The sequence below is a fragment of the Streptomyces diastaticus subsp. diastaticus genome (genome assembly GCF_011170125.1).
GTDB lineage: Bacteria > Actinomycetota > Actinomycetes > Streptomycetales > Streptomycetaceae > Streptomyces > Streptomyces diastaticus.
The window spans coordinates 1,128,799-1,148,256 of sequence record NZ_BLLN01000002.1 but is presented as its reverse complement, the minus strand read 5'-3'; the positions used below and the strand labels follow the sequence as shown (position 1 = coordinate 1,148,256).

General features: G+C 73.4%; 19 protein-coding genes. 9 read left to right on the top strand and 10 right to left on the bottom strand.

Going from position 1 to position 19,458, the window contains the following annotated elements; all coding sequences use genetic code 11:
• Positions 1-183: 183 nt before the first annotated feature.
• The 6 genes from Sdia_RS06875 (at position 184) to Sdia_RS06850 (ending at position 4,720) form a co-directional block, all read left to right on the top strand.
• Entirely contained in the window at positions 184-1,350 is a 1,167-nt protein-coding gene (locus tag Sdia_RS06875; protein ID WP_100455466.1) for an ABC transporter ATP-binding protein, read from the top strand.
• 115 nt (positions 1,351-1,465) lie between these two features.
• Positions 1,466-2,326: a dihydropteroate synthase gene (gene folP / locus Sdia_RS06870; protein ID WP_115068791.1), complete on the top strand. Its 861-nt coding sequence runs from the start codon at positions 1,466-1,468 to the stop codon at positions 2,324-2,326.
• 69 nt (positions 2,327-2,395) lie between these two features.
• On the top strand, positions 2,396-2,866 hold the full coding sequence (locus tag Sdia_RS06865) for a nuclear transport factor 2 family protein (protein ID WP_100455464.1): 471 nt from the start codon (positions 2,396-2,398) through the stop codon (positions 2,864-2,866).
• A gap of 243 nt (positions 2,867-3,109) precedes the next feature.
• Positions 3,110-3,469, top strand: coding sequence for a dihydroneopterin aldolase (gene folB / locus Sdia_RS06860; RefSeq protein ID WP_229831562.1), 360 nt, complete (start codon positions 3,110-3,112; stop codon positions 3,467-3,469).
• Positions 3,466-4,065, top strand: a complete 600-nt coding sequence (folK, locus tag Sdia_RS06855; RefSeq protein WP_100455462.1) for a 2-amino-4-hydroxy-6-hydroxymethyldihydropteridine diphosphokinase — start codon at positions 3,466-3,468, stop codon at positions 4,063-4,065. Before folB ends, folK begins: the two co-directional genes overlap by 4 nt.
• A gap of 166 nt (positions 4,066-4,231) precedes the next feature.
• A complete protein-coding gene (locus Sdia_RS06850; protein ID WP_100455503.1) occupies positions 4,232-4,720 on the top strand; it encodes a DUF3180 domain-containing protein in 489 nt (162 codons plus the stop codon).
• 77 nt (positions 4,721-4,797) lie between these two features.
• Here Sdia_RS06850 and folE read toward each other — a convergent pair whose 3' ends face one another.
• The 6 genes from folE to dacB form a co-directional block, all read right to left on the bottom strand.
• The gene (folE, locus tag Sdia_RS06845) at positions 4,798-5,403 is read right to left on the bottom strand and encodes a GTP cyclohydrolase I FolE (protein WP_100455461.1); all 606 of its coding nucleotides are present in this window, start codon (positions 5,401-5,403) and stop codon (positions 4,798-4,800) included.
• 143 nt (positions 5,404-5,546) lie between these two features.
• On the bottom strand, positions 5,547-7,571 hold the full coding sequence (gene ftsH, locus Sdia_RS06840) for an ATP-dependent zinc metalloprotease FtsH (RefSeq protein ID WP_100455460.1): 2,025 nt from the start codon (positions 7,569-7,571) through the stop codon (positions 5,547-5,549).
• 314 nt (positions 7,572-7,885) lie between these two features.
• A complete protein-coding gene (gene hpt / locus Sdia_RS06835; RefSeq protein ID WP_100455459.1) occupies positions 7,886-8,425 on the bottom strand; it encodes a hypoxanthine phosphoribosyltransferase in 540 nt (179 codons plus the stop codon).
• Between the two features lie 111 nt (positions 8,426-8,536).
• Positions 8,537-9,742 (bottom strand): tRNA lysidine(34) synthetase TilS, encoded by a 1,206-nt coding sequence (gene tilS / locus Sdia_RS06830; RefSeq protein ID WP_100455458.1) that lies wholly within the window; start codon positions 9,740-9,742, stop codon positions 8,537-8,539.
• 174 nt (positions 9,743-9,916) lie between these two features.
• Complete coding sequence (locus Sdia_RS06825; RefSeq protein WP_115068793.1) at positions 9,917-11,119, bottom strand: Rv3626c family coenzyme F420 biosynthesis-associated protein; 1,203 nt, start codon at positions 11,117-11,119, stop codon at positions 9,917-9,919.
• Positions 11,120-11,484: 365 nt separating this feature from the next.
• The gene (gene dacB, locus Sdia_RS06820) at positions 11,485-13,014 is read right to left on the bottom strand and encodes a D-alanyl-D-alanine carboxypeptidase/D-alanyl-D-alanine endopeptidase (protein WP_100455456.1); all 1,530 of its coding nucleotides are present in this window, start codon (positions 13,012-13,014) and stop codon (positions 11,485-11,487) included.
• Positions 13,015-13,150: 136 nt separating this feature from the next.
• Here dacB and Sdia_RS06815 point away from each other — a divergent pair, with 136 nt between their 5' ends.
• On the top strand, positions 13,151-13,639 hold the full coding sequence (locus Sdia_RS06815) for an inorganic diphosphatase (RefSeq protein WP_100455455.1): 489 nt from the start codon (positions 13,151-13,153) through the stop codon (positions 13,637-13,639).
• 229 nt (positions 13,640-13,868) lie between these two features.
• A complete protein-coding gene (locus Sdia_RS06810; RefSeq protein ID WP_100455454.1) occupies positions 13,869-15,518 on the top strand; it encodes a threonine/serine exporter family protein in 1,650 nt (549 codons plus the stop codon).
• A 63-nt stretch (positions 15,519-15,581) separates the two neighbouring features.
• Here the strand turns inward: Sdia_RS06810 and Sdia_RS06805 are convergent, their stop codons facing one another.
• Together Sdia_RS06805 and Sdia_RS06800 are read right to left on the bottom strand one after the other, a co-directional pair.
• The gene (locus tag Sdia_RS06805; RefSeq protein WP_100455453.1) at positions 15,582-16,283 is read right to left on the bottom strand and encodes a DedA family protein; all 702 of its coding nucleotides are present in this window, start codon (positions 16,281-16,283) and stop codon (positions 15,582-15,584) included.
• Positions 16,284-16,367: 84 nt separating this feature from the next.
• Positions 16,368-17,150 (bottom strand): MerR family transcriptional regulator, encoded by a 783-nt coding sequence (locus Sdia_RS06800; RefSeq protein WP_189500434.1) that lies wholly within the window; start codon positions 17,148-17,150, stop codon positions 16,368-16,370.
• Between the two features lie 266 nt (positions 17,151-17,416).
• Here Sdia_RS06800 and wrbA point away from each other — a divergent pair, with 266 nt between their 5' ends.
• Positions 17,417-18,043 carry an NAD(P)H:quinone oxidoreductase gene (gene wrbA / locus Sdia_RS06795; protein WP_189500435.1) on the top strand — a complete coding sequence of 209 codons (627 nt, stop codon included), beginning with the start codon at positions 17,417-17,419 and terminating at the stop codon, positions 18,041-18,043.
• An 18-nt stretch (positions 18,044-18,061) separates the two neighbouring features.
• Here wrbA and Sdia_RS06790 read toward each other — a convergent pair whose 3' ends face one another.
• Both Sdia_RS06790 and Sdia_RS06785 read right to left on the bottom strand, forming a co-directional pair.
• Positions 18,062-18,724: a PadR family transcriptional regulator gene (locus Sdia_RS06790; protein WP_100455450.1), complete on the bottom strand. Its 663-nt coding sequence runs from the start codon at positions 18,722-18,724 to the stop codon at positions 18,062-18,064.
• Between the two features lie 102 nt (positions 18,725-18,826).
• Entirely contained in the window at positions 18,827-19,384 is a 558-nt protein-coding gene (locus Sdia_RS06785; RefSeq protein WP_115068796.1) for a DinB family protein, read from the bottom strand.
• Positions 19,385-19,458: the final 74 nt, after the last annotated feature.

Sequence of the window (19,458 nt, the reverse complement as noted above, 5' to 3'; positions counted from 1 at the left end):
GCGCGACCCTTCCGGACAGGCCCGCGGAAACCGCCGCGGAACCATCCTTACCGAACAGGTGTCCACGACATTCTGCGACCCTAGCGCCGGGCACCGACAATCGCCGGGGTTCGCCCCTTTCCGGGGCGCACCCGCAACACAGCCTTCACACGCCCACCATCCACCGCCACCACAATGGGGACCATGATCCGGTTCGAGCAAGTCAGCAAGGTGTACGCGGACGGGACGACCGCGGTCGACGACCTCACCTTCGAGGTCGCGGCGGGAGAGCTCGTCACGCTGGTCGGGCCCTCCGGGTGCGGCAAGACGACGACCATGAAGATGGTCAACCGGCTCATCGAGCCGACCTCCGGCCGGATCCTCCTGGACGGTGAGGACATATCCGCCGCCGACCCGGTCGAGCTCCGCCGCCGCATCGGCTACGTCATCCAGCAGGTCGGGCTCTTCCCGCACAAGACGGTCCTGGAGAACACCGCGACCGTCCCGCACCTGCTCGGCTGGAAGCGCGAGAAGGCCCGCGCCCGCGCCGCCGAGCTGCTGGAGCTGGTCGGCCTCGACCCCTCCACGCACGGCGCCCGCTACCCGGAGCAGCTCTCCGGCGGCCAGCGCCAGCGCGTCGGGGTGGCGCGCGCGCTCGCCGCCGACCCGCCGGTGCTGCTGATGGACGAGCCGTTCGGCGCGGTCGACCCGGTGGTCCGCGAGCACCTCCAGAACGAGTTCCTGAAACTCCAGGCAGAGGTCGACAAGACCGTGCTGTTCGTCACCCACGACATCGAGGAGGCGGTCCGCCTCGGCGACCGCATCGCCGTCTACGGGCACGGCCGCATCGAGCAGTTCGACACCCCCGCCGCCGTGCTCGGCGCCCCCGCCACCCCGTACGTCGCGGACTTCGTCGGGGCCGACCGGGGCCTGAAGCGGCTCTCGGTCACCCCGATCGAGCCCGGTGACCTGGAGCAGCCGCCGGTGGTCCACCTCGACGACCCGCTGGCCGCCGCCGGGGAGCGGCTGCGCGCCGAGGGCGCCCGCTGGGCCGTGGTGCTGGACGGCGAGGAGAGGCTGCACGGCTGGATCTCGGCGGCGCTGGCCGAGGGCGCCGAGGGGACCGTCGGCGCCGAGGCGCGCCGGATGGAGGCGTGGCTGCCGGTCGGCGCGCCCCTCAAACGCGCCTTCGCCACCATGCTCCAGCACGACGCCGGGTGGATCGCCGTCCTCGACCCCGACGCGGACCACCGCTTCCTCGGCGTCCTCACCCCGGCCGCCCTCCACGAGGCCCTGCGCCGCTCCACGGCCGCCGACTCCCGCGCCGTACCGCGCCAGGACATCGCCCTGGAGTCGGTGCACGCCGTCTGACCCGATCCCGCCGGGCCCCGCGCGTCGCGAGCCGTGGCACGGCACGTGCGGGTGCCGCCCGGCTCCGGGGGGTCCGTGGGGTGGTGGGCCCCCCGCACGCCTCTAGGCTGGAGACATGAGTACGTCGTTTGGGCGCGGGCGCGTCGCAGGGCTTCCGGAGTGGGACCGCTGCGCGGTCATGGGTGTGGTCAACGTCACGCCCGACTCGTTCTCGGACGGCGGCCGCTGGTTCGACACCGAACGGGCGGTCAAGCGCGGCCTGGACCTGGCCTCGCACGGCGCCGACCTGATCGACGTGGGCGGCGAGTCGACCCGCCCGGGCGCGCCCCGGGTGGACGAGGCCGAGGAGCTGCGCCGGGTGGTGCCCGTGGTGCGGACGCTGGCCGCCGAGGGCCTGGTGGTCTCGGTCGACACGATGCGCGCCACCGTCGCCGAGCAGTCGCTGGCCGCCGGAGCCCTGCTGGTCAACGACGTCAGTGGCGGTCTCGCCGATCCCGCGATGATCCCGGTGGTGGCGGGCGCCGGAGCCCCGTTCGTGGTGATGCACTGGCGCGGCCTCAGCGAGACGATGGCCGGCCGGGCCGTCTACACCGACGTGGTCGGCGAGGTCACCGACGAGCTGCGGACACGGGTCGACGCGGCCCTCGCCGGAGGCGTCGCCCCCGACCGGATCGTCGTCGACCCGGGCCTCGGCTTCGCCAAGGAGGCCCCGCACGACCTGGCCCTCGTCGCCCACCTGGACCGGCTGCGGGCGCTCGGCCACCCCCTGCTGGTCGCCGCCTCCCGCAAGCGTTTCCTGGGCCGGGTGCTGGCCGGCCCCGACGCCGCCCCGCCGCCCGCCCGCGAGCGGGACGCGGCCACCGCCGCCGTCTCCGCGCTCGCCGCACAGGCCGGCGCCTGGGCCGTCCGCGTCCACGACGTCCGGCCGACCGCCGACGCCGTCCGCGTGGCCCGGGCGGTCGAGGCCGCCCGCTGACCGCCGGCCCGTCCCACCCCGCAGCCTTCCCCCCGCGCGCCACGGCGCGCCCCCGACGAACGGAGCCCGGTGACCCCCACCGAGATCGAGCAGGTCGAGCGTGCCAACGCCGAGTACTACGACATCGTGGAACGCGGGGACTACGCGGAGCTGGCCGCGCTCTGGCTGGACGAGGAGTCGCTCTCCTGCGTGCACCCCGGCTGGCCGGTCCTCAGCGGCCGGGGCGAGGTGCTCCGCTCCTACGCCGTGATCATGGCGAACACCGACTACATCCAGTTCATCCTGACCGACGTGCAGACCTCGCTGCTCGGCGCGACGGCGATCGTGACCTGCACGGAGAACATCCTCAGCGGCGGCCCGCCGCCGGAGGACGGCGAGCTGGGCCCGCTGGTGGGGCAGCTCGTCGTCGCCACCAACGTCTTCCGCCGCACCACCGAGGGGTGGAAGCTCTGGTCGCACCACGCCTCCCCGGTCCTCGCCGAGCTGGACGGGGAGGACGGCGACGAGGACGACGGGCCGGGTGAGGAATCCCCTGCCTGACGGCGGGCTGATCGGCGGGCGTTGTGGGTAGGGGCCTCTCGCCGTCCCTGCCCGGGGTGGGGGGACCGGCTCCGGGGCGGGTGCGGCCGTGTGCGTCATGTGAGGTTCCCCGGTTCTTCCCCGTGCCGTCCCCACCCCGTGGGAGGGCCGTGCCGGGGGCCACCGGTAGCCTCGGCGGAGGCCGGTGGGCGGGACCGCACGCGCGCACCACCGCCGACAACGACGAGAGCAGGAGTGATTCGCGTGGATCGTGTCGCGCTGCGCGGCCTGAAGGGCCGAGGGCACCACGGTGTCTTTCCCAAGGAGCGCGAGGAAGGCCAGACCTTCATCGTCGACCTCGTCCTGAGCCTGGACACCCGGCCCGCCGCCGAGGACGACGACCTGACGAGGACCGTCCACTACGGCGTCGTCGCCGAGGAGGTCGTGGCCGTGGTCGAGGGCGAGCCGGTGAATCTCATCGAGACGCTGGCCGAGCGCATCGCCCGTACCTGTCTGAAGACCGACGCGGTCCAGGAGGTCGAGGTCACCGTCCACAAGCCGGACGCCCCGATCACCGTCCCGTTCGACGACGTGACCGTCACCATCACCCGGAGCCGTGTATGAATCAGAACAGCAGCGACCCGACCGTACAGCCGGTCCCGGCCTCCGTCGTCGAGCAGGTGGACGCCGCCGACGTGACGCTCTCCAACCCGAAGACCGCCGTGATCTCCCTCGGCAGCAACCTCGGCAACCGCCTGGAGACCCTCCAGGGCGCCGTCGACGCGCTGGAGGACACCCCCGGTCTGCGGGTCAAAGCCGTCTCCCCGGTCTACGAGACGGCGCCCTGGGGCGTCGAGCAGGACTCCCAGCCCTCCTACTTCAACGCGGTGGCGGTGATCCGTACGACGCTGCCGCCCGGCTCCCTGCTGGAGCGCGCGCAGGCCGTCGAGGAGGCGTTCCACCGGGTCCGCGACGAGCGCTGGGGTCCGCGCACCCTCGACGTCGACATCGTCGCCTACGCCGACGTCGTCTCGGCCGACCCCCAGCTCACCCTCCCCCACCCGCACGCCCACGAGCGGGCCTTCGTCCTCGCCCCCTGGCACGACGTCGACCCCGAGGCTCAGCTGCCGGGCCACGGCTCGGTGGACGAGCTGCTGTCGGGCGTCGCCGGGGACGGCGTGACCCGCCGCGAGGACCTGGAACTCCGGCTCCCCGAGTAGACGTTTCCCCGGCGGAGCGGCTGGGCGTACGCCCCGCGCCCGGGGCAAGCTGGAGGCGGGGCCCCGCCCGCCTCCGGCACCCGGCAGGATGGCCGGACGCCCACCCGGCCGCCCCCAGTGACGTCGCGGGAGCCACCCGGGACGCGTGCGAAAGGACCTCACCTCCGTGAAGCAGCTCCGCGTCAGGACACTGGCCGGCCTCCTCGTGGTCGCCGCCGTACTGTCCTGGGCGGGTGCCCGGCTCTGGGACGCCCTCGGCACCCTGCCCGCGGTCCCGCTGTTCGCCCCGATCGTGCTGGCGGCCATCGCCGCCGTACTCCTGGCGACGGCCCTGGCGTTCCGCTCACGACTGCGCGCGCAGCGCGAGCGGCGCCCGGAGGCCAAGGGCGTCGACCCGCTGGTGGCCGCCCGCGCCCTGGTCTTCGGGCAGGCGAGCGCGCTGGTGGCGTCCCTGGTCGCCGGGTTGTACGGCGGTGTGGCGGTCTTCCTCCTCGGGTACCTGGAGGTCCCCGCCCGCGCCGACCAGGCGCTCTACGCGGGCGCCTCCCTGGTCGCGGGCGTCGGCGTGATCGCCGCCGGGCTCTTCCTGGAGCGGGTCTGCAAGCTCCCCGAGGACGGCGACGACGACACCCCGGGCGCCGCGCCCACCGTCTGACCGCCGCCCTCTCCTACGAGAAGGCCGGGCGCCCCGCGCGGGGCGCCCGGCCTTCGTACGTCGTGGCCCGGCCCGGGTCAGCGGGCCATGATCAGGCTCATCGCCTCGTTGCGGGTGGCCGCGTCGCGGAGCTGGCCGCGGACCGCCGAGGTGATCGTCTTGGCGCCCGGCTTGCGGACCCCGCGCATCGTCATGCACATGTGCTCGCACTCCATGACGACGATGACGCCGCGCGGCTCCAGGATCTCCATGAGGGAGTCGGCGATCTGCGTGGTCAGCCGCTCCTGGACCTGCGGGCGGCGGGCGTAGACGTCGACCAGGCGGGCCAGCTTGGAGAGTCCGGTGATCTTGCCGTCGGCCGAGGGGATGTAGCCGACGTGGGCGACGCCGACGAACGGCACCAGGTGGTGCTCGCAGCTGCTCTGCACCTCGATGTCCTTGACCAGCACCATCTCGTCGTGGCCGAGGTCGAAGGTGGTGGTCAGCACGTCCTCGGGCCTCTGCCACAGCCCGGCGAATATCTCGCGGTAGGCGCGGGCGACCCGCGCCGGCGTCTCGCGCAGGCCCTCGCGGTCGGGGTCCTCTCCGACGGCGAGGAGCAGCTCGCGCACCGCGTGCTCGGCCCGCTTCTCGTCGAACTCGCCGATCGCGCCCACCCCGTCCAGCGTCACCGGGTCGGTCATCTCTGCCTCGTTCCTGTGCGAATTACGCGTGTCACCTGCGGGCATACGAAACGGCCGCGCCCTCCAGGCTAGAACCTGGAGGGCGCGGCCCGCATTCCAGCCCCTGCCCGCCGTCAGCGGGTGTGGGGGCCGTCACGCGTCGTTCAGTCCTCGGGACGCTCCTCGGGGGAGGCGGCGGGCTTGGTGAGGTCCGGGCCGGTGCCGAGGGCGGCCGGGGAGCCGTTGGCGCCGTTGGTGAGGCTCAGCTCCTTGGGCGAGAGCACCGGCGGCCGCGTCGAGGGCGTACGCCGGGTGGAGCCGGTCCACGCCGGGCGGGCCGGGCGCTTGACGATCGGGGCGAAGATCTCCGCGATCTCCTCCTTGCCGAGCGTCTCCTTCTCCAGCAGTTCGAGGACCAGGTTGTCGAGGACGTCGCGGTTCTCGACCAGGATCTCCCAGGCCTCGTTGTGCGCCGTCTCGATGAGCTTCTTGACCTCCTCGTCGACGAGCGCCGCGACCTCCTCGGAGTAGTCGCGCTGGTGCGCCATGTCGCGCCCGAGGAAGGGCTCGGTGTTGTCGCCGCCGAACTTGATGGCGCCGAGCCGCTCGGTCATGCCGTACTGGGTGACCATCGCGCGGGCCGTACCGGTGGCCTTCTCGATGTCGTTGGCGGCGCCGGTGGTCGGGTCGTGGAAGACCAGTTCCTCGGCGGCCCGGCCACCCAGCATGTAGGCGAGCTGGTCGAGCATCTCGTTGCGCGTGGTGGAGTACTTGTCCTCCTCCGGCAGCACCATCGTGTAACCGAGGGCGCGGCCGCGCGAGAGGATCGTGATCTTGTGCACCGGGTCGGAGTTGGGCGAGGCCGCCGCGACCAGGGCGTGTCCGCCCTCGTGGTACGCGGTGATCTTCTTCTCCTTGTCGGACATGATCCGGGTCCGCTTCTGCGGGCCGGCCACCACGCGGTCGATCGCCTCGTCCAGCATGTGGTTGTCGATCAGCTTCTGGTCGCTGCGGGCGGTCAGCAGCGCCGCCTCGTTCAGCACGTTGGCCAGGTCGGCGCCGGTGAAGCCGGGGGTGCGGCGGGCGACGGCCGAGAGGTCGACGTCCGGGGCGACCGGCTTGCCCTTCACATGGACCTTGAGGATCTCCAGGCGGCCCTGCATGTCGGGGCGGTCCACGGCGATCTGCCGGTCGAACCGGCCCGGGCGCAGCAGCGCCGGGTCCAGGATGTCCGGGCGGTTGGTGGCGGCGATGAGGATCACACCGCCCTGCACGTCGAAGCCGTCCATCTCGACCAGGAGCTGGTTGAGGGTCTGCTCGCGCTCGTCGTGCCCGCCGCCCATGCCGGCGCCGCGGTGGCGGCCGACGGCGTCGATCTCGTCGACGAAGACGATCGCCGGGGCGTTCGCCTTGGCCTGCTCGAAGAGGTCGCGGACGCGGGAGGCGCCCACACCGACGAACATCTCGACGAAGTCGGAGCCGGAGATGGAGTAGAACGGCACGCCCGCCTCACCCGCGACGGCGCGGGCCAGCAGGGTCTTACCGGTGCCGGGCGGACCGTAGAGCAGCACGCCCTTGGGGATCTTGGCGCCGACGGCCTGGAACTTGGCCGGCTCCTGGAGGAACTCCTTGATCTCGTGGAGCTCCTCGACGGCCTCGTCCGAACCGGCCACGTCGGAGAAGGTCGTCTTCGGGGTGTCCTTGGTGATCAGCTTGGCCTTGGACTTCCCGAACTGCATGACGCGGGAGCCGCCGCCCTGCATCTGGTTCATCAGGAAGAGGAAGACCAGGACGATCAGGACGAAGGGCAGCAGCGAGAGCAGGATGCTCAGGAACGGGCTCTGCTTCGACGGCGAGACCGTGTAGCCCTCGGGGATGCTCTTGTCCTCGTAGCCCACCTGGAGCTTCTGGGCGAGGTCGAAGCCCATGTCGCCGATGTAGCTGGCCTGGATCTTCGAACTGCCGTCGATCTTCTGGCCGTCCTTCAGATCGACCTTGATCATCTGGTCGTCACCGGTGGTGAGACTGGCCGACTGTACTTTCTTGTCGTTGATCGCCTGGACGACCTGGCCGGTGTCGACCGTCTTGTGCCCGCCGGACGAACCGACGACCTGCATCAACACGACCACGGCGAGGACGGCCAGCACGATCCACATGACGGGCCCACGGAAGTATCGCTTCACGTCCATCCATACGGAGCGGTGCCGCCCCGTCCCTCCTGCCATCGCGAGATTGATAAAGGCTGTACTCGGGAGTGCTCTGCGGCTCGGCCACGTGCCCGCGCCCGACACTCCCGGGACCGCGGTGATCCGCGTGTCCAGGAGCCGTGCGCCGTAGAACAGTTCTGAGAATTGTTCTTCGGACGGTACCCCAGCATTGTCACCCGCGACCGCAGGGGACGGCCCGGAAACCGTCTTCCCCTCTCCAACGGCGCGCGGCGCACGAGGGTTCCCTCGCCGCCCCGCGTCCGTACGGGCCGGTGGCCGGTGGGCCGGGGCGGGGCTCAGCCGCCGTAGACGTGCGGGGCGAGGGTCCCGACGAAGGGCAGGTTGCGGTACTTCTCGGCGAAGTCCAGGCCGTAGCCGACGACGAACTCGTTGGGGATGTCGAAACCGACCCACTCGACGTCGATGGCGACCTTGGCCGCCTCGGGCTTGCGCAGCAGCGTGCACACCTTCAGGGAGGCCGGGCCGCGCGACCCGAGGTTGGAGATCAGCCAGGACAGCGTCAGGCCGGAGTCGATGATGTCCTCGACGATCAGGACGTGCTTGCCCTGGATGTCGGTGTCGAGGTCCTTGAGGATCCGGACCACGCCGGAGGACTGGGTGCCCGCGCCGTAGGAGGAGACCGCCATCCAGTCCATGGTGACGGGGGTGGAGAGCGTCCGGGCCAGGTCGGCCATGACCATGACGGCGCCCTTGAGGACACCGACGATGAGCAGGTCCTTGCCCGCGTACTCCTGGTCGATCCGCCCCGCCAGCTCCACCAGCTTGGCGTCGATCTCTTCCTTGGTCAGCAGCACCGACTCGAGGTCGGCACCCATGTCTTTCGCGTCCACCCGCACATCACTTTCGTCGTCGGCCGCGGCCGGGGGGCGGTGCTCCCCGGGCCGACGGCCGTCGTCCGAGCCGGCGTCCGAACCCTGCGGTCGGCGTCAGCCTTGCCGGAGGACAAGTCTGCCACCCTGCCGCCGGGCCTCGACCTTGCCCGGCAGGTTGATGGCCCGCTGGCCCCGCCAGCCGGTGATGAGCCGGTCGACCTCCTCGACGTGCCGGGCGAACAGGGAGCCCCCCGGCGCCCCGGCCGCGACCAGCGCGCGGCGCAGGATGCGGCGGCGCACGGCGGCGGGCAGGGCGTGCAGCCGGGCGCAGTCCAGCTCGCCGGCCTCGTCACGGACGGCGGCCTCCTCGCGGGCGGCCCAGGCGTCCAGGGCGTCCGCGTCGTCACGGGAGAGCTGGGCGGTCCGGGCCAGCGCCTCGACCACGCCCTTGCCGAGCGCCTTCTCCAGCGCGGGCAGCCCCTCGTGGCGCAGTCGGGAGCGGGTGTAGGCGGGGTCGGCGTTGTGCGGGTCGTCCCAGACGGGCAGGGACTGGGCGAGGCAGGCCGTGCGGGCGGTCTGCCGGTCGAGCTGGAGGAAGGGCCTGCGGTAGCGCCCCGAGTCGCCGGAGACGGCGGCCATGCCGGAGAGCGAGCGGATGCCGGAGCCCCGGGCCAGGCCCAGCAGGACGGTCTCGGCCTGGTCGTCGCGGGTGTGGCCCAGCAGGACGGCGGCGGCGCCGTGCCGCTCGGCGGCCTCGTCGAGCGCGGCGTAGCGGGCGTCCCTGGCGGCGGCCTCGGGGCCGACGCGGCGGGCCCCGCCGGCGTACGGAGCACCGTGCGCGGTCCGGTCGGAGGCGGCGGCCACGCGGACGGCGGCCGACTCGACCGGGTCGAGGCCGAGCGCGGTGAGCCGGGCGACGACGTCGGCGGCGCGGGCGTCCGAACCGTACTGGAGGCCGTGGTCGACGGTGATGCCGCCGGCGCGGATGCCGAGGCGGGGGGCTTCGAAGGCGAGGGCGGAGGCGAGCGCCATCGAGTCGGCGCCGCCGGAGCAGGCGACCAGCACGAGCGGGCCCTCGGTGTGCGGGGCGGGGGCCTCGCTGGGCGCGGGGACCTGGGCGGGGGCGCCCGAGCCGGCGCGGGCGCGGATCTGGCGGGCGCGGCCGGCGCGGGTGGCGCGGCCGACCCGTTCGAGCAGTTCGGCGCGGGGCGGGCGGCCCGCCGGCTGCTCGGCCAGGGGGTGGTGGTACTCGGTGAGGAGGTCGTTCAGGACGCGGCGGACCGCGAGGCGTATCGCCGCGACCGCTGGATGGGGACCCATGTCCGGTTCCCTTCATGAAATTCTCGGGGGGTGGGGCTCAGCTTCCGTCACTCAGCGTGCGTAGATGGTGACAGAGGCCGAGCGTTCCCTGAGCATCGCACGCCCGTGAGCCACCCCACGGTCCCTCGGACGGGTGATTAGGGGGGCGTACGCCTGTCGGGCCCGCGCGCCGGGTCACGGTTCGGGGCTGCGGTGCACCCGGGCGATCCACTCGGCGGGGCGGGTGATCTCGGCGGCCGTCGGCAAGGTGTTGGGCGAGGTCCAGACCCGGTTGAAGCCCTCCATGCCGACCTCGTCGACGACCGCGCGGACGAACCGCTCGCCGTCGCGGTACTGCCGCAGCTTGGCGTCGAGCCCCAGGAGCCGGCGCAGGATCTGGTCGAGGCGGTTGGCCCCGGCCGCGCGGCGGCGCTGGAACTTCTCGCGGATCTCCACGACGGTGGGGACGATCCGCGGCCCGACGCCGTCCATCACGTAGTCCGCGTGCCCCTCCAGCAGGGACATGACGGCGGTGACCCGGGCGAGGATCTCGCGCTGTGCGGGAGTCTGGACGAGGTCGATGAGGCTGCGGCCGTCGGTGTCGCCGCCCCGGGCGTCGGGCGCGGAGCCGGTGGGGTGCGCGCCGGAGCGCGCGCCGGGTTCGGCCTCCGTCCCCGTGGTGGCACTGTCGCCGCGGCGGCCGCCGGTGAACGCCTGGACGGCGTCGGAGAGCCGTTCCAGCAGCGTCCCGGCGTCGACGTCGGTCTCGGCGAGGAACGCCTGGATCTCCGCCTCCAGGTGGTCCCGGAGCCAGGGGACGGCGGTGAACTGGGTGCGGTGCGTCTCCTCGTGCAGGCAGACCCAGAGCCGGAAGTCGTGCGGGTCCACGCCCAGCTCCCGCTCGACGTGCACGATGTTCGGCGCCACCAGGAGCAGCCGGCCGCCGTCCTTCGGGGCGCCGGGCAGCTCCCGGGTGGCCGGGGCGAACGTCTCGTACTGGCCCAGCACCCGCGAGGACAGGAACGACAGCAGGACGCCCAGCTCCACGCCGGTGACCTTGCCGCCGACCGCCCCGGTGATCACACCGGCCGGGCCGCTGCCCCGGCGGGCGCGCATCTTCGTCATCAGGGGCTTCAGCAGAGAGCGGAAGCCGGCCACGTTGGCCTCGATCCAGCCCGGCCGGTCGACCACCAGCACCGGGGTGTCGTGCCCCTCCGCCGTGGTCATCCCGGTGAAGGCGCGCACATGCTCCTCGGCCGCCGCCGCGTGGGCGCGCAGCTCCGCCACGACCTCCCGGGCCTCCTCCCGCCCGATCTCCGGGCCCGGCCGGGCGAGCCTGCTCGCGGTCGCGACCGCGAGCTTCCAGTCGACCATCTCCACACCACCGATGCTCGTCATGCGTCAACCGTACGTGCTCAGGGGGCCTGGCGGCCCCCGGTGGAGCGGGGTCCTGGCCCGGCTGGGCCTCCCTCGGGGCCGTGTGCCCGGCCGGGGTGTCCTCAGGCGCCGGACGGCTTCGGTGGCCCGGCTGCCGGGGCGGAGCGGGGTCCCCTCGAACGCCGGACGGGCTTGGAAGATGCCCTCGAACGCCGGACGGGCTGGAGATGTGTCCTCGCGCCGGACGGGCAGTGTCCTCAGGCGCCGGACAGGCAGAGCAGGCACCTCCACGCCCCGGCCGGCCGGGCGCTCCGGCAGCCCGGCACGCGGTGGCCTCGGCCGGGGCGCCGAGTCGGCGCGGGCGGTGCTTCCGGGCGGGTGGCGGGTCAGCAGCCGCAGCGGGCCAGGGTGGTGGCCAGGTGGTCCAGGGTCGACTGGGCGGTCGCGGGGTCGGTGGTGGAGCCGGCGAGGAAGGAGAAGGCGAGGAGGCGGCCGTCGGCGTCGACGACGGTTCCGGCGAGGCTGTTGACGCCGGTGAGCGTGCCGGTCTTGGCGCGGACGACCCCGGTGCCGTCGGCCGCGTCCTGGCCGGAGTACCGCCCGGCCAGGGTCCCGCTGAACCCGGCCACGGGCAGCCCGGTCAGCACGGGCCGGAGTTCGGGGTGATCGGTGTGGGCGGCGCGGGCTAGTACGGAGGTCAGCAGGCGGGCCGTGACCCGGTCCGCCCGGTCGAGCCCGCTGCCGTCGGCGAACCGGGTGCCGTCCAGGGGCACGCCGAGCCGGTCGAGGGCGCGGCGCGTCTCGCGTTCGGCACCGGCGAAGTCGGCCTCGGCCCCGGCGGCGAGGGCGGTCTGCCGGGCCAGCGCCTCGGCGATGTCGTTGTCGGAGTGCGTCAGCATCCGCTCGACCAGGGCGGAGAGGGGGGCCGAGCGGACGTCGGCCAGTTCCTCGGCCTGGTCGGTCGCGGTGGCCTGGCGTACGGCTCCCTCGACCGTGACACCCCGGTCGGCGAGGAACCCGGCGAAGGCGTCGGCGGCGTCCTGGGCGGGCCGGGCGGTGCGCGGGGCGGGCCCGCTGCGGGAGGTGTCGAGCCGCCCCTCGTCGGCCATCAGGGCGCTGACCGGTGCGATGTTCTCGTTGGGGCCGATCGGGTGCAGGGCCGGCCCGCTGTAGGCGGAGGTGTCGTAGGCGAGCCGGACGGTGCGGGCCCCGCGCTTCTTGAGGACGGCGGCGGCGCGGTCGGCGAGGGTACGCAGGGAGGCGTTGCCCCCGGCCTCGGCGCGCGCGGTGAGCGTGGGGTCGCCGCCGCCGACCAGGACGATCCGCTCGGGCGGCGCCCCGTCCTCGTAGCCGGGGGCGGGTTCGGCGACCACGGTGGTGCGGATGCGGTGATCGGGGCCGAGGACGCTGAGGGCGGCGGCGGCGGTGGCGATCTTGACGGTGGAGGCGGGCACCATGGCGGTCTTCGCGCCGCTCCCGTAGAGCTCCTGGCCGGTGGCGGCGTCGACGACGGAGGCGGTGGCGCCGGGCCCGAGCCCCCGGGCCTTCAGGAGGGGCTCCAGAAGGCCCTTGAGCGCGGTCGTGGTGGGCGGCGGTGCCTGCCCGGCCGCCGCCTCGCGCGCGCCCTGCCCGGTGCGCGGCGCGAGCCCGCCGGCCTCCAGCGGGGCGAGCACGGCGGGGGCCTCGGGAGTGATCTGGCCGGAGCCGGCGGGGAGCGGACGCCCCGCCTCCGTACGGTGATCCGCGTCACCCGTGCCCGTACCGGAAGCGGCCCGGCGGCTCTCGGCCGTACGCTGACCGCCGGAGTCCCAGGGACCGGCGGCGGCCGCGGCCGCGCTCGCCAGGGCCAGGCCGGCCACGGCGGCTGCCGCCGTGAACTGCCAGGTCTTGAGCTGCCACCCACCGCGCCCGGACACCCCGCACCAGCCCCTTTCGCGAACACACACCTGCGTGAGGGACACTTAACCACTGCGTCTTGCCGCGAGCATGGCAGCCCGTCTGCCCGGGGGAGGACCGCAGATCACTCGTTGTATGAGCATGGAGGAGCCACCGGTGGAGTTCGACGTCACGATCGAGATTCCGAAGGGTTCGCGGAACAAGTACGAGGTCGACCACGAGACCGGCCGGATCCGTCTGGACCGTCGCCTCTTCACCTCGACCAGCTACCCGGCGGACTACGGCTTCGTCGAGGACACCCTCGGCGAGGACGGCGACCCGCTGGACGCGCTGGTCCTGCTGGACGACTCGACCTTCCCGGGCTGCCTCATCTCCTGCCGCGTCATCGGCATGTTCCGCATGACCGACGAGGCCGGCGGCGACGACAAGCTGCTCTGCGTCCCGGCGGGCGACCCGCGCGTGGACCACCTCAAGGACATCCAGGACGTCTCGGAGTTCGACCGCCTGGAGATCCAGCACTTCTTCGAGGTCTACAAGGACCTGGAGCCCGGCAAGTCCGTCGAGGGCGCCGACTGGGTCGGCCGCGCCGAGGCCGAGGCCGAGATCGAGCGCTCGTACCAGCGGGCCAAGGAAGCCGGTCACTGAGCCGTAGGGGGGCCGGATGAGCGGCCCTTCCGGCGACGGGCGGCGCTCTCCTCGCGGGAGGAGCGCCGCCCGTCGCCGTGTGCGCGGTCGCGGGTTTCGCGGCGGCGGGCCAAGGTAGGAGCCCCGTGGGTGCGCGCGCCGCTTCACGGCACGCACACGGAAGATCACGGACACGACACCGCTGGGGTGGTGGGCCGGTCCGGCAGGACGCGAGGAGCGAGGCGGACAGGTGACGGAGGACGCGGACGACCGCAAGCCGCAGTCGGACGAGGCACGCAGCGCCTTCACTCCTCCGCAGGGCGTCCCACAGGCGCCGCCCGCCGAGAACGAGTCGCAGATCACCTCGGAGTTCGCCCTCCCCGAGGGGCTGGCCGCGCCCCCCGCCGGTGAGGAGGCCGAGCGTTCGGCGTTCACCCCGCCGGCCACCTACGACGCGCGCAGCGCGCCGCCCGCCTTCACGCCCGCCCAGGGCATACCGATGGTGCGGCTGGCCAAGAACAGCCCCTGGCAGGACCGGATGCGGGCGATGATCCGGCTGCCCGTCGCCGAGCGCCCCGCGCCCGACCTCACCCAGAAGACCGACGACGCCGGTCCGGCCGTCCCGCGCGTCCTCGACCTGACGCTGCGTATCGGTGAGCTGCTGCTCGCCGGGGGCGAGGGCGCCGAGGACGTCGAGGCGGCGATGTTCGCGGTCTGCCGGAGCTACGGCCTGGACCGCTGCGAGCCGAACGTCACCTTCACCCTGCTCTCCATCTCGTACCAGCCCTCGCTGGTCGACGACCCGCTGACGGCCTCGCGGACGGTGCGGCGGCGCGGGACGGACTACACACGCCTCGCGGCGGTCTTCCGGCTGGTGGACGACATCAGCTCGGACGACGCGGACGTGTCGCTGGAGGAGGCGTACCGGCGGCTGGCGGAGATCCGCAGGAACCGGCACCCGTTCGACACCTGGGCGCTGACGCTGGCGGCCGGTCTGCTGGCCGGTGGCGCCTCGATGCTGGTCGGCGGCGGCATCCCGGTCTTCGTGGCGGCGGCGCTCGGCGCCATCCTCGGTGACCGGATGGCGTGGGTCTTCGCCGGTCGCGGGCTGCCGGAGTTCTACCAGTTCGCGGTGGCCGCGATGCCGCCCGCGGCCATAGGGATCGCCCTCCAGCTCGCCCATGTGGAGGTACGCGCCTCCGCGGTCATCACCGGTGGCCTCTTCGCGCTGCTGCCCGGACGGGCGCTGGTCGCGGGCGTGCAGGACGGCCTGACGGGTTACTACATCACCGCCGCCGCCCGCCTGCTGGAGGTCATGTACCTCTTCGTCGGCATCGTGGTCGGCGTCCTGGTGATGCTGTACGTGGGCGTGCAGCTCGGCGCGCAGCTCCAGCCCCGGGAGGCGCTGCTGTCGGTGGAGCGGCCGCCGATCCAGATCATCGCGGCGATGGCGCTGACCCTGGCCTTCGCCGTCCTGCTCCAGCAGGAGCGCTCGACGGTGCTGCTGGTGACGCTCAACGGCGGCGTCGCCTGGACGGTCTACGGCGCCATGCATTTCGCCGGGGGCATCTCCCCGGTCGCCTCGACCGCGGTCGCCGCCGGCCTGGTCGGCCTCTTCGGCCAGCTCCTGTCGCGCATCCAGTTCGCCTCGGCGCTGCCGTACGTGACGGCCGCGATCGGGCCGCTGCTGCCCGGTTCGGCGACGTACTACGGGCTGCTCGGCATCGTCCAGGGCGACGTCAGCACCGGCCTCTCCTCGCTGAGCACCGCCATCGCGCTGGCCATGGCCATCGCCATCGGGGTGAACCTCGGGGGCGAGACGGCGCGGCTCTTCCTGCGGGTGCCCGGCGGCCCGGAGGCGGCCACCCGCCGCGCGGCCAAGCGGACCCGCGGCTTCTGACCCGCGGACGGGGCGAGCGGGGCGCCCGGGTCCCGGGCGCCCCGCTCGTCCCGTCCCGCTGGGTCAGCGCTTGGCGTGGCGGCCCCGCTGCGGCGGCGCGGGCGGCGGGGTGGGGCCGGCGCCCGGCCCGGCCGCGGCGGCGCGCTTGCTCTGGCCGCGGGCCTTCACGAACTCGATGATGATCGGCACGATGGAGATGAGCACGATCAGGATCAGCATCGCCTCGATGTTCTCGCGGACGAAGGCGATCCGGCCGAGCCAGGCTCCGAGCAGCGTCACCCCGGCGCCCCAGACGATGCCGCCGACGATGTTGAAGGTGATGAACGAGCGGTACCGCATGGAGCTGACGCCCGCGATGATCGGGGTGAAGGTCCGCACGATCGGCACGAAGCGGGCCAGGACCAGCGACTTGGGGCCGTGCTTCTCGAAGAACTCGTTGGCCTTGGTGACGTTCTCCTGCTTGAACAGGCGAGAGTCCGGCCGCTTGAAGAGCGCGGGCCCGACCTTCTTGCCGAAGAGGTATCCGGCCTGGTCGCCGACGATCGCCGCGACGCAGATCAGCACGATGGCGAGCCAGAGCGGGAACTTCAGCTGGGCGGTGGTGATCAGCAGCCCGGTGGTGAAGAGCAGCGAGTCACCGGGCAGGAAGAAGCCGATGAGCAGGCCCGACTCGGCGAAGACGATGAGCAGCAGGCCGTAGATGCCGAACTGGTTGAGCAGGTAGTCCGGGTCCAGCCAGCTCGGGCCGAGCGCAAGCGTATTCACTGTTCCGGACTCCTGGGGTGGGCGGGGCGGGACGGTACAGCCGACCAAACTACCAACGCCACGGACCGTCCCGGCGCCGCGCCCTTACTGTTCCTTTACTCCATGCGGCTGCTCCGCGCGGCGGGCGTTGGCGTGGATCGCGTCGTGCAGGTACCGGGCGAGGCCCGGACGGACGGCCTCGTACGTGGCGGTGAAGCGCGGGTCGGCCACGTACATGTCGGCCAGGCCGGTGTGCGTCCGCACGTCGCAGGGGTAGTGGGCGCTGTCGATGTACCGGCGGTGCTCCTCGGCGGCGTCCATCGCCTCGGGGGCGCCGGCGGGCACGCCGCGCTCCAGCAGGCCCGCGACGCGGGCGTGCAGCGCGTCGAACTCGTCCTTGAGCCGCTGCCAGTCGGCCTTCGTGTAGGCGGCCGTGCGGCGTTGCGACGCGCGGTAGGCCTCCGTGTGGCCCCAGCGCTGCTCGGCCTCGTCGGCGTACCGGACGGGGTCGAAGCCCTCGAAGACCTCGAACTTCTCCTCGGGGGTCAGGTTGATGCCCATCTGTGCTGCCTCCATGGCGGCGGCGACGGCGTCGGCCATCCGCCGCAGGGTCTCGATGCGGTCGGTGAGCAGGGCGTGCTGGCGCCGCAGGTGGGCGCGGGGGTCGGCGGCGGGGTCGTCGAGCAGTGCGGCGATCTCGTCCAGCGGGAAGCCGAGGGCCCGGTGGAAGAGGATGCGCTGGAGCCGGTCGAGGTCGCGGTCGCCGTAACGGCGGTGCCCGGCCCTGCTGCGGCCCGAGGGGGAGAGCAGGCCGACGGCGTCGTAGTGGTGCAGGGTGCGCACGGTGACGCCGGCGACGGCGGCCACCTCTCCGACGGTGTGTTCCACGGCCTCGTTCCCTCACATGACGTCCTGGGCGGCCACCGGACGGCGACCGCTTCCGCCAGCGTGCCGCCTCACGTCGCGTGAGGAGCAAGCCGACGGGCAGGCGGAGGGCACGGACCGGCGTTCCGCGCTGCGCGACCACGGAGACGGGAGGGCATGATGTCGGGTATGTCCGCCATGCCGGCTCGTCGCCGGTGGCGTACGCCTCGCGCGGCCCCGGACCGCCGGCCCCGCTTCCGCCCGACCCCGCACACGAAGGAGATGTCCCCATGCCCGGCACCGTGAACGTGGCCGTCGTCTACTACTCCTCCACCGGCACCGTCGCCCGCATCGCCGACGCCATGGCGACCGCGGCCGCCGAGGCGGGAGCCCACGTCCGGCTGCGGAAGGTGCGCGAGCTGGCGCCGCGGGCCGCGATCGACTCCAACCCCGCCTGGGCGGCCAACGCCGAGGCGACCGAGGACCTGCCCGAGGCCGAGCCGGACGACATGGTCTGGGCGGACGCGGTGATCTTCGGCTCACCCACCCGGTACGGCAACGTCGCCGCCCAGTTGAAGCAGTTCATCGACACCCTGGGCGGCCTCTGGGCCGAGGGCCGGCTCGCCGACAAGGTCTACAGCGGCTTCACCTCCAGCAGCACCGCCCACGGCGGCCAGGAGTCGACCCTGCTGGCGCTCTACCACACCGTCCACCACTTCGGCGGCATCCTGGTCGCCCCCGGATACACCGACCCCTCGAAGTTCGTCGACGGCAATCCGTACGGCACCTCCCACGTCTCCGGCCAGGGCGACCTGCCGGTCGACGAACGGACCCTGACCGCCACCAGGGTGCAGGCCGAGCGGGTCGTCCGGGTGGCCCGCGCCCTCAAGGAGGGCGGGCTCACCGGCGGCGCGTGAGACCCGGCCGCCCGCCGCTCACTCGGGGCGTGCGGCGGGCGGCGCGCCCTGCCCGTACGGGTTGCCCTCGGTCGCGTACGGGTTGGGCTGACCCTCGGTGAGCACGCCGACGAAGGGCTCGCCCTCCCCGGCGAAGGTGTAGGCCCCGGCCTCGACGCGGGCGATGAGGCCGCGGGTCCACTCGGCGCCGGTGTCGGCGGAGTGCACCCAGAGGTTCATGATCTCGCCGATGTGGCCGATCGACTCCGGTCCCGCCTCCGGCGTGTAGTACTCGGTGACCGAGCGGCGCCACTCCTCGATGGAGCGCAGCCGCTCGCGCAGCAGCGCCACCGCCTCGTCCCGCTCCAGGTCGACGAGGAAGCCGAGGGCGGCGGCGAGCAGGTCGGGCTTCTGGTCGTAGCCGGTGAGCGCGGCACGCAGCAGGCGGAAGAACTCCTCCTCGCCCTCCCCGGTGACCGAGTACTCGGTGCGCGGGGGGCCGCCCGCCGTGGACGGCGCCGTCTCGTGGGCGAGCAGCAGACCTTGCCGGGCCAGTTGCTTGAGCGCGTGGTAGATCGAGCCGGGTTTGGCGTTGGACCACTCGTGGGCGCCCCAGTACTCCAGGTCGTTGCGGACCTGGTAGCCGTGGGCGCGCCGGTGCTGGCGCACCGCGCCGAGCACCAGCATCCGGATCGCCGACATGAGCGGCACCGCCTCCCGCAGAGCCCGGACCCGGTCCGGCCTGGTCGATGCCGACCAGGGTACGGGAGGGGCGTACGGGAAGGCAGACCGGCGCCGCCCCTGTCAACCACCCCACTTCTGGCCGCGTTCCCTCGCCACCAGCTCGTAGGCGACGGCGCCGTCCAGGGTCTCCCGGATGATGTCGGCGTGGCCCGCGTGCCGGGCCGTCTCGGTGATGAGGCGCAGCAGCAGCCACCGCAGCGAGACCCGCTGGCCGACGGGGAACCAGGGCGCGTCGGGGAGCGGGAAGGTGGCGTCCAGGGTCTCGGCGGCACGGACGAACTCCTCGGTCCTGCGGGCCACCTCCGCCCAGGCGGCCAGTTCGGCGGCGACCGTCTCCTCGCCGACCAGTGCGAAGCCGTGCTCGTGGTCGGCGTACGTCTCCCCCTCGGCCGGCTGCGGGGCGGCGCCCATGGCCTGGGCCAGCCAGCCCTGCTCGGTCAGCCGGACGTGCTTGAGCAGCCCGGAGAGGGAGAGCTCGCCGGCGGTCGGCCTGGTCGCCGCCGCCTCCTCGCCGACCCCGAGCAGGGCCCGGCGGACGCCGCCCCGCTCCGCGTCGAGGAAGGCGAGCAGCGCGCCCCGCTCGTCGCCCCGTGCCTCGGGGTCCACGTGCACCACCATGAGCAACCGCCCTTCCCAGCGCCCGGCCCCGTCCCGTACGGGGCTGCTGCGGACACCTCCATCGTGGCGGGCGA

What these genes read in the sequence shown, in the direction of transcription:
- Sdia_RS06875 (WP_100455466.1), top strand. Translation starts at nt 184, where the DNA reads ATGATCCGGTTCGAGCAAGTCAGCAAGGTGTACGCGGACGGGACGACC.
- folP (WP_115068791.1), top strand. Translation starts at nt 1,466, where the DNA reads ATGAGTACGTCGTTTGGGCGCGGGCGCGTCGCAGGGCTTCCGGAGTGG.
- folK (WP_100455462.1), top strand. Translation starts at nt 3,466, where the DNA reads ATGAATCAGAACAGCAGCGACCCGACCGTACAGCCGGTCCCGGCCTCC.
- folE (WP_100455461.1), bottom strand. Translation starts at nt 5,403, where the DNA reads ATGACCGACCCGGTGACGCTGGACGGGGTGGGCGCGATCGGCGAGTTC.
- ftsH (WP_100455460.1), bottom strand. Translation starts at nt 7,571, where the DNA reads ATGGACGTGAAGCGATACTTCCGTGGGCCCGTCATGTGGATCGTGCTG.
- hpt (WP_100455459.1), bottom strand. Translation starts at nt 8,425, where the DNA reads ATGGGTGCCGACCTCGAGTCGGTGCTGCTGACCAAGGAAGAGATCGAC.
- tilS (WP_100455458.1), bottom strand. Translation starts at nt 9,742, where the DNA reads ATGGGTCCCCATCCAGCGGTCGCGGCGATACGCCTCGCGGTCCGCCGC.
- Sdia_RS06825 (WP_115068793.1), bottom strand. Translation starts at nt 11,119, where the DNA reads ATGACGAGCATCGGTGGTGTGGAGATGGTCGACTGGAAGCTCGCGGTC.
- wrbA (WP_189500435.1), top strand. Translation starts at nt 17,417, where the DNA reads ATGCCCGGCACCGTGAACGTGGCCGTCGTCTACTACTCCTCCACCGGC.
- Sdia_RS06790 (WP_100455450.1), bottom strand. Translation starts at nt 18,724, where the DNA reads ATGTCGGCGATCCGGATGCTGGTGCTCGGCGCGGTGCGCCAGCACCGG.
- Sdia_RS06785 (WP_115068796.1), bottom strand. Translation starts at nt 19,384, where the DNA reads ATGGTGGTGCACGTGGACCCCGAGGCACGGGGCGACGAGCGGGGCGCG.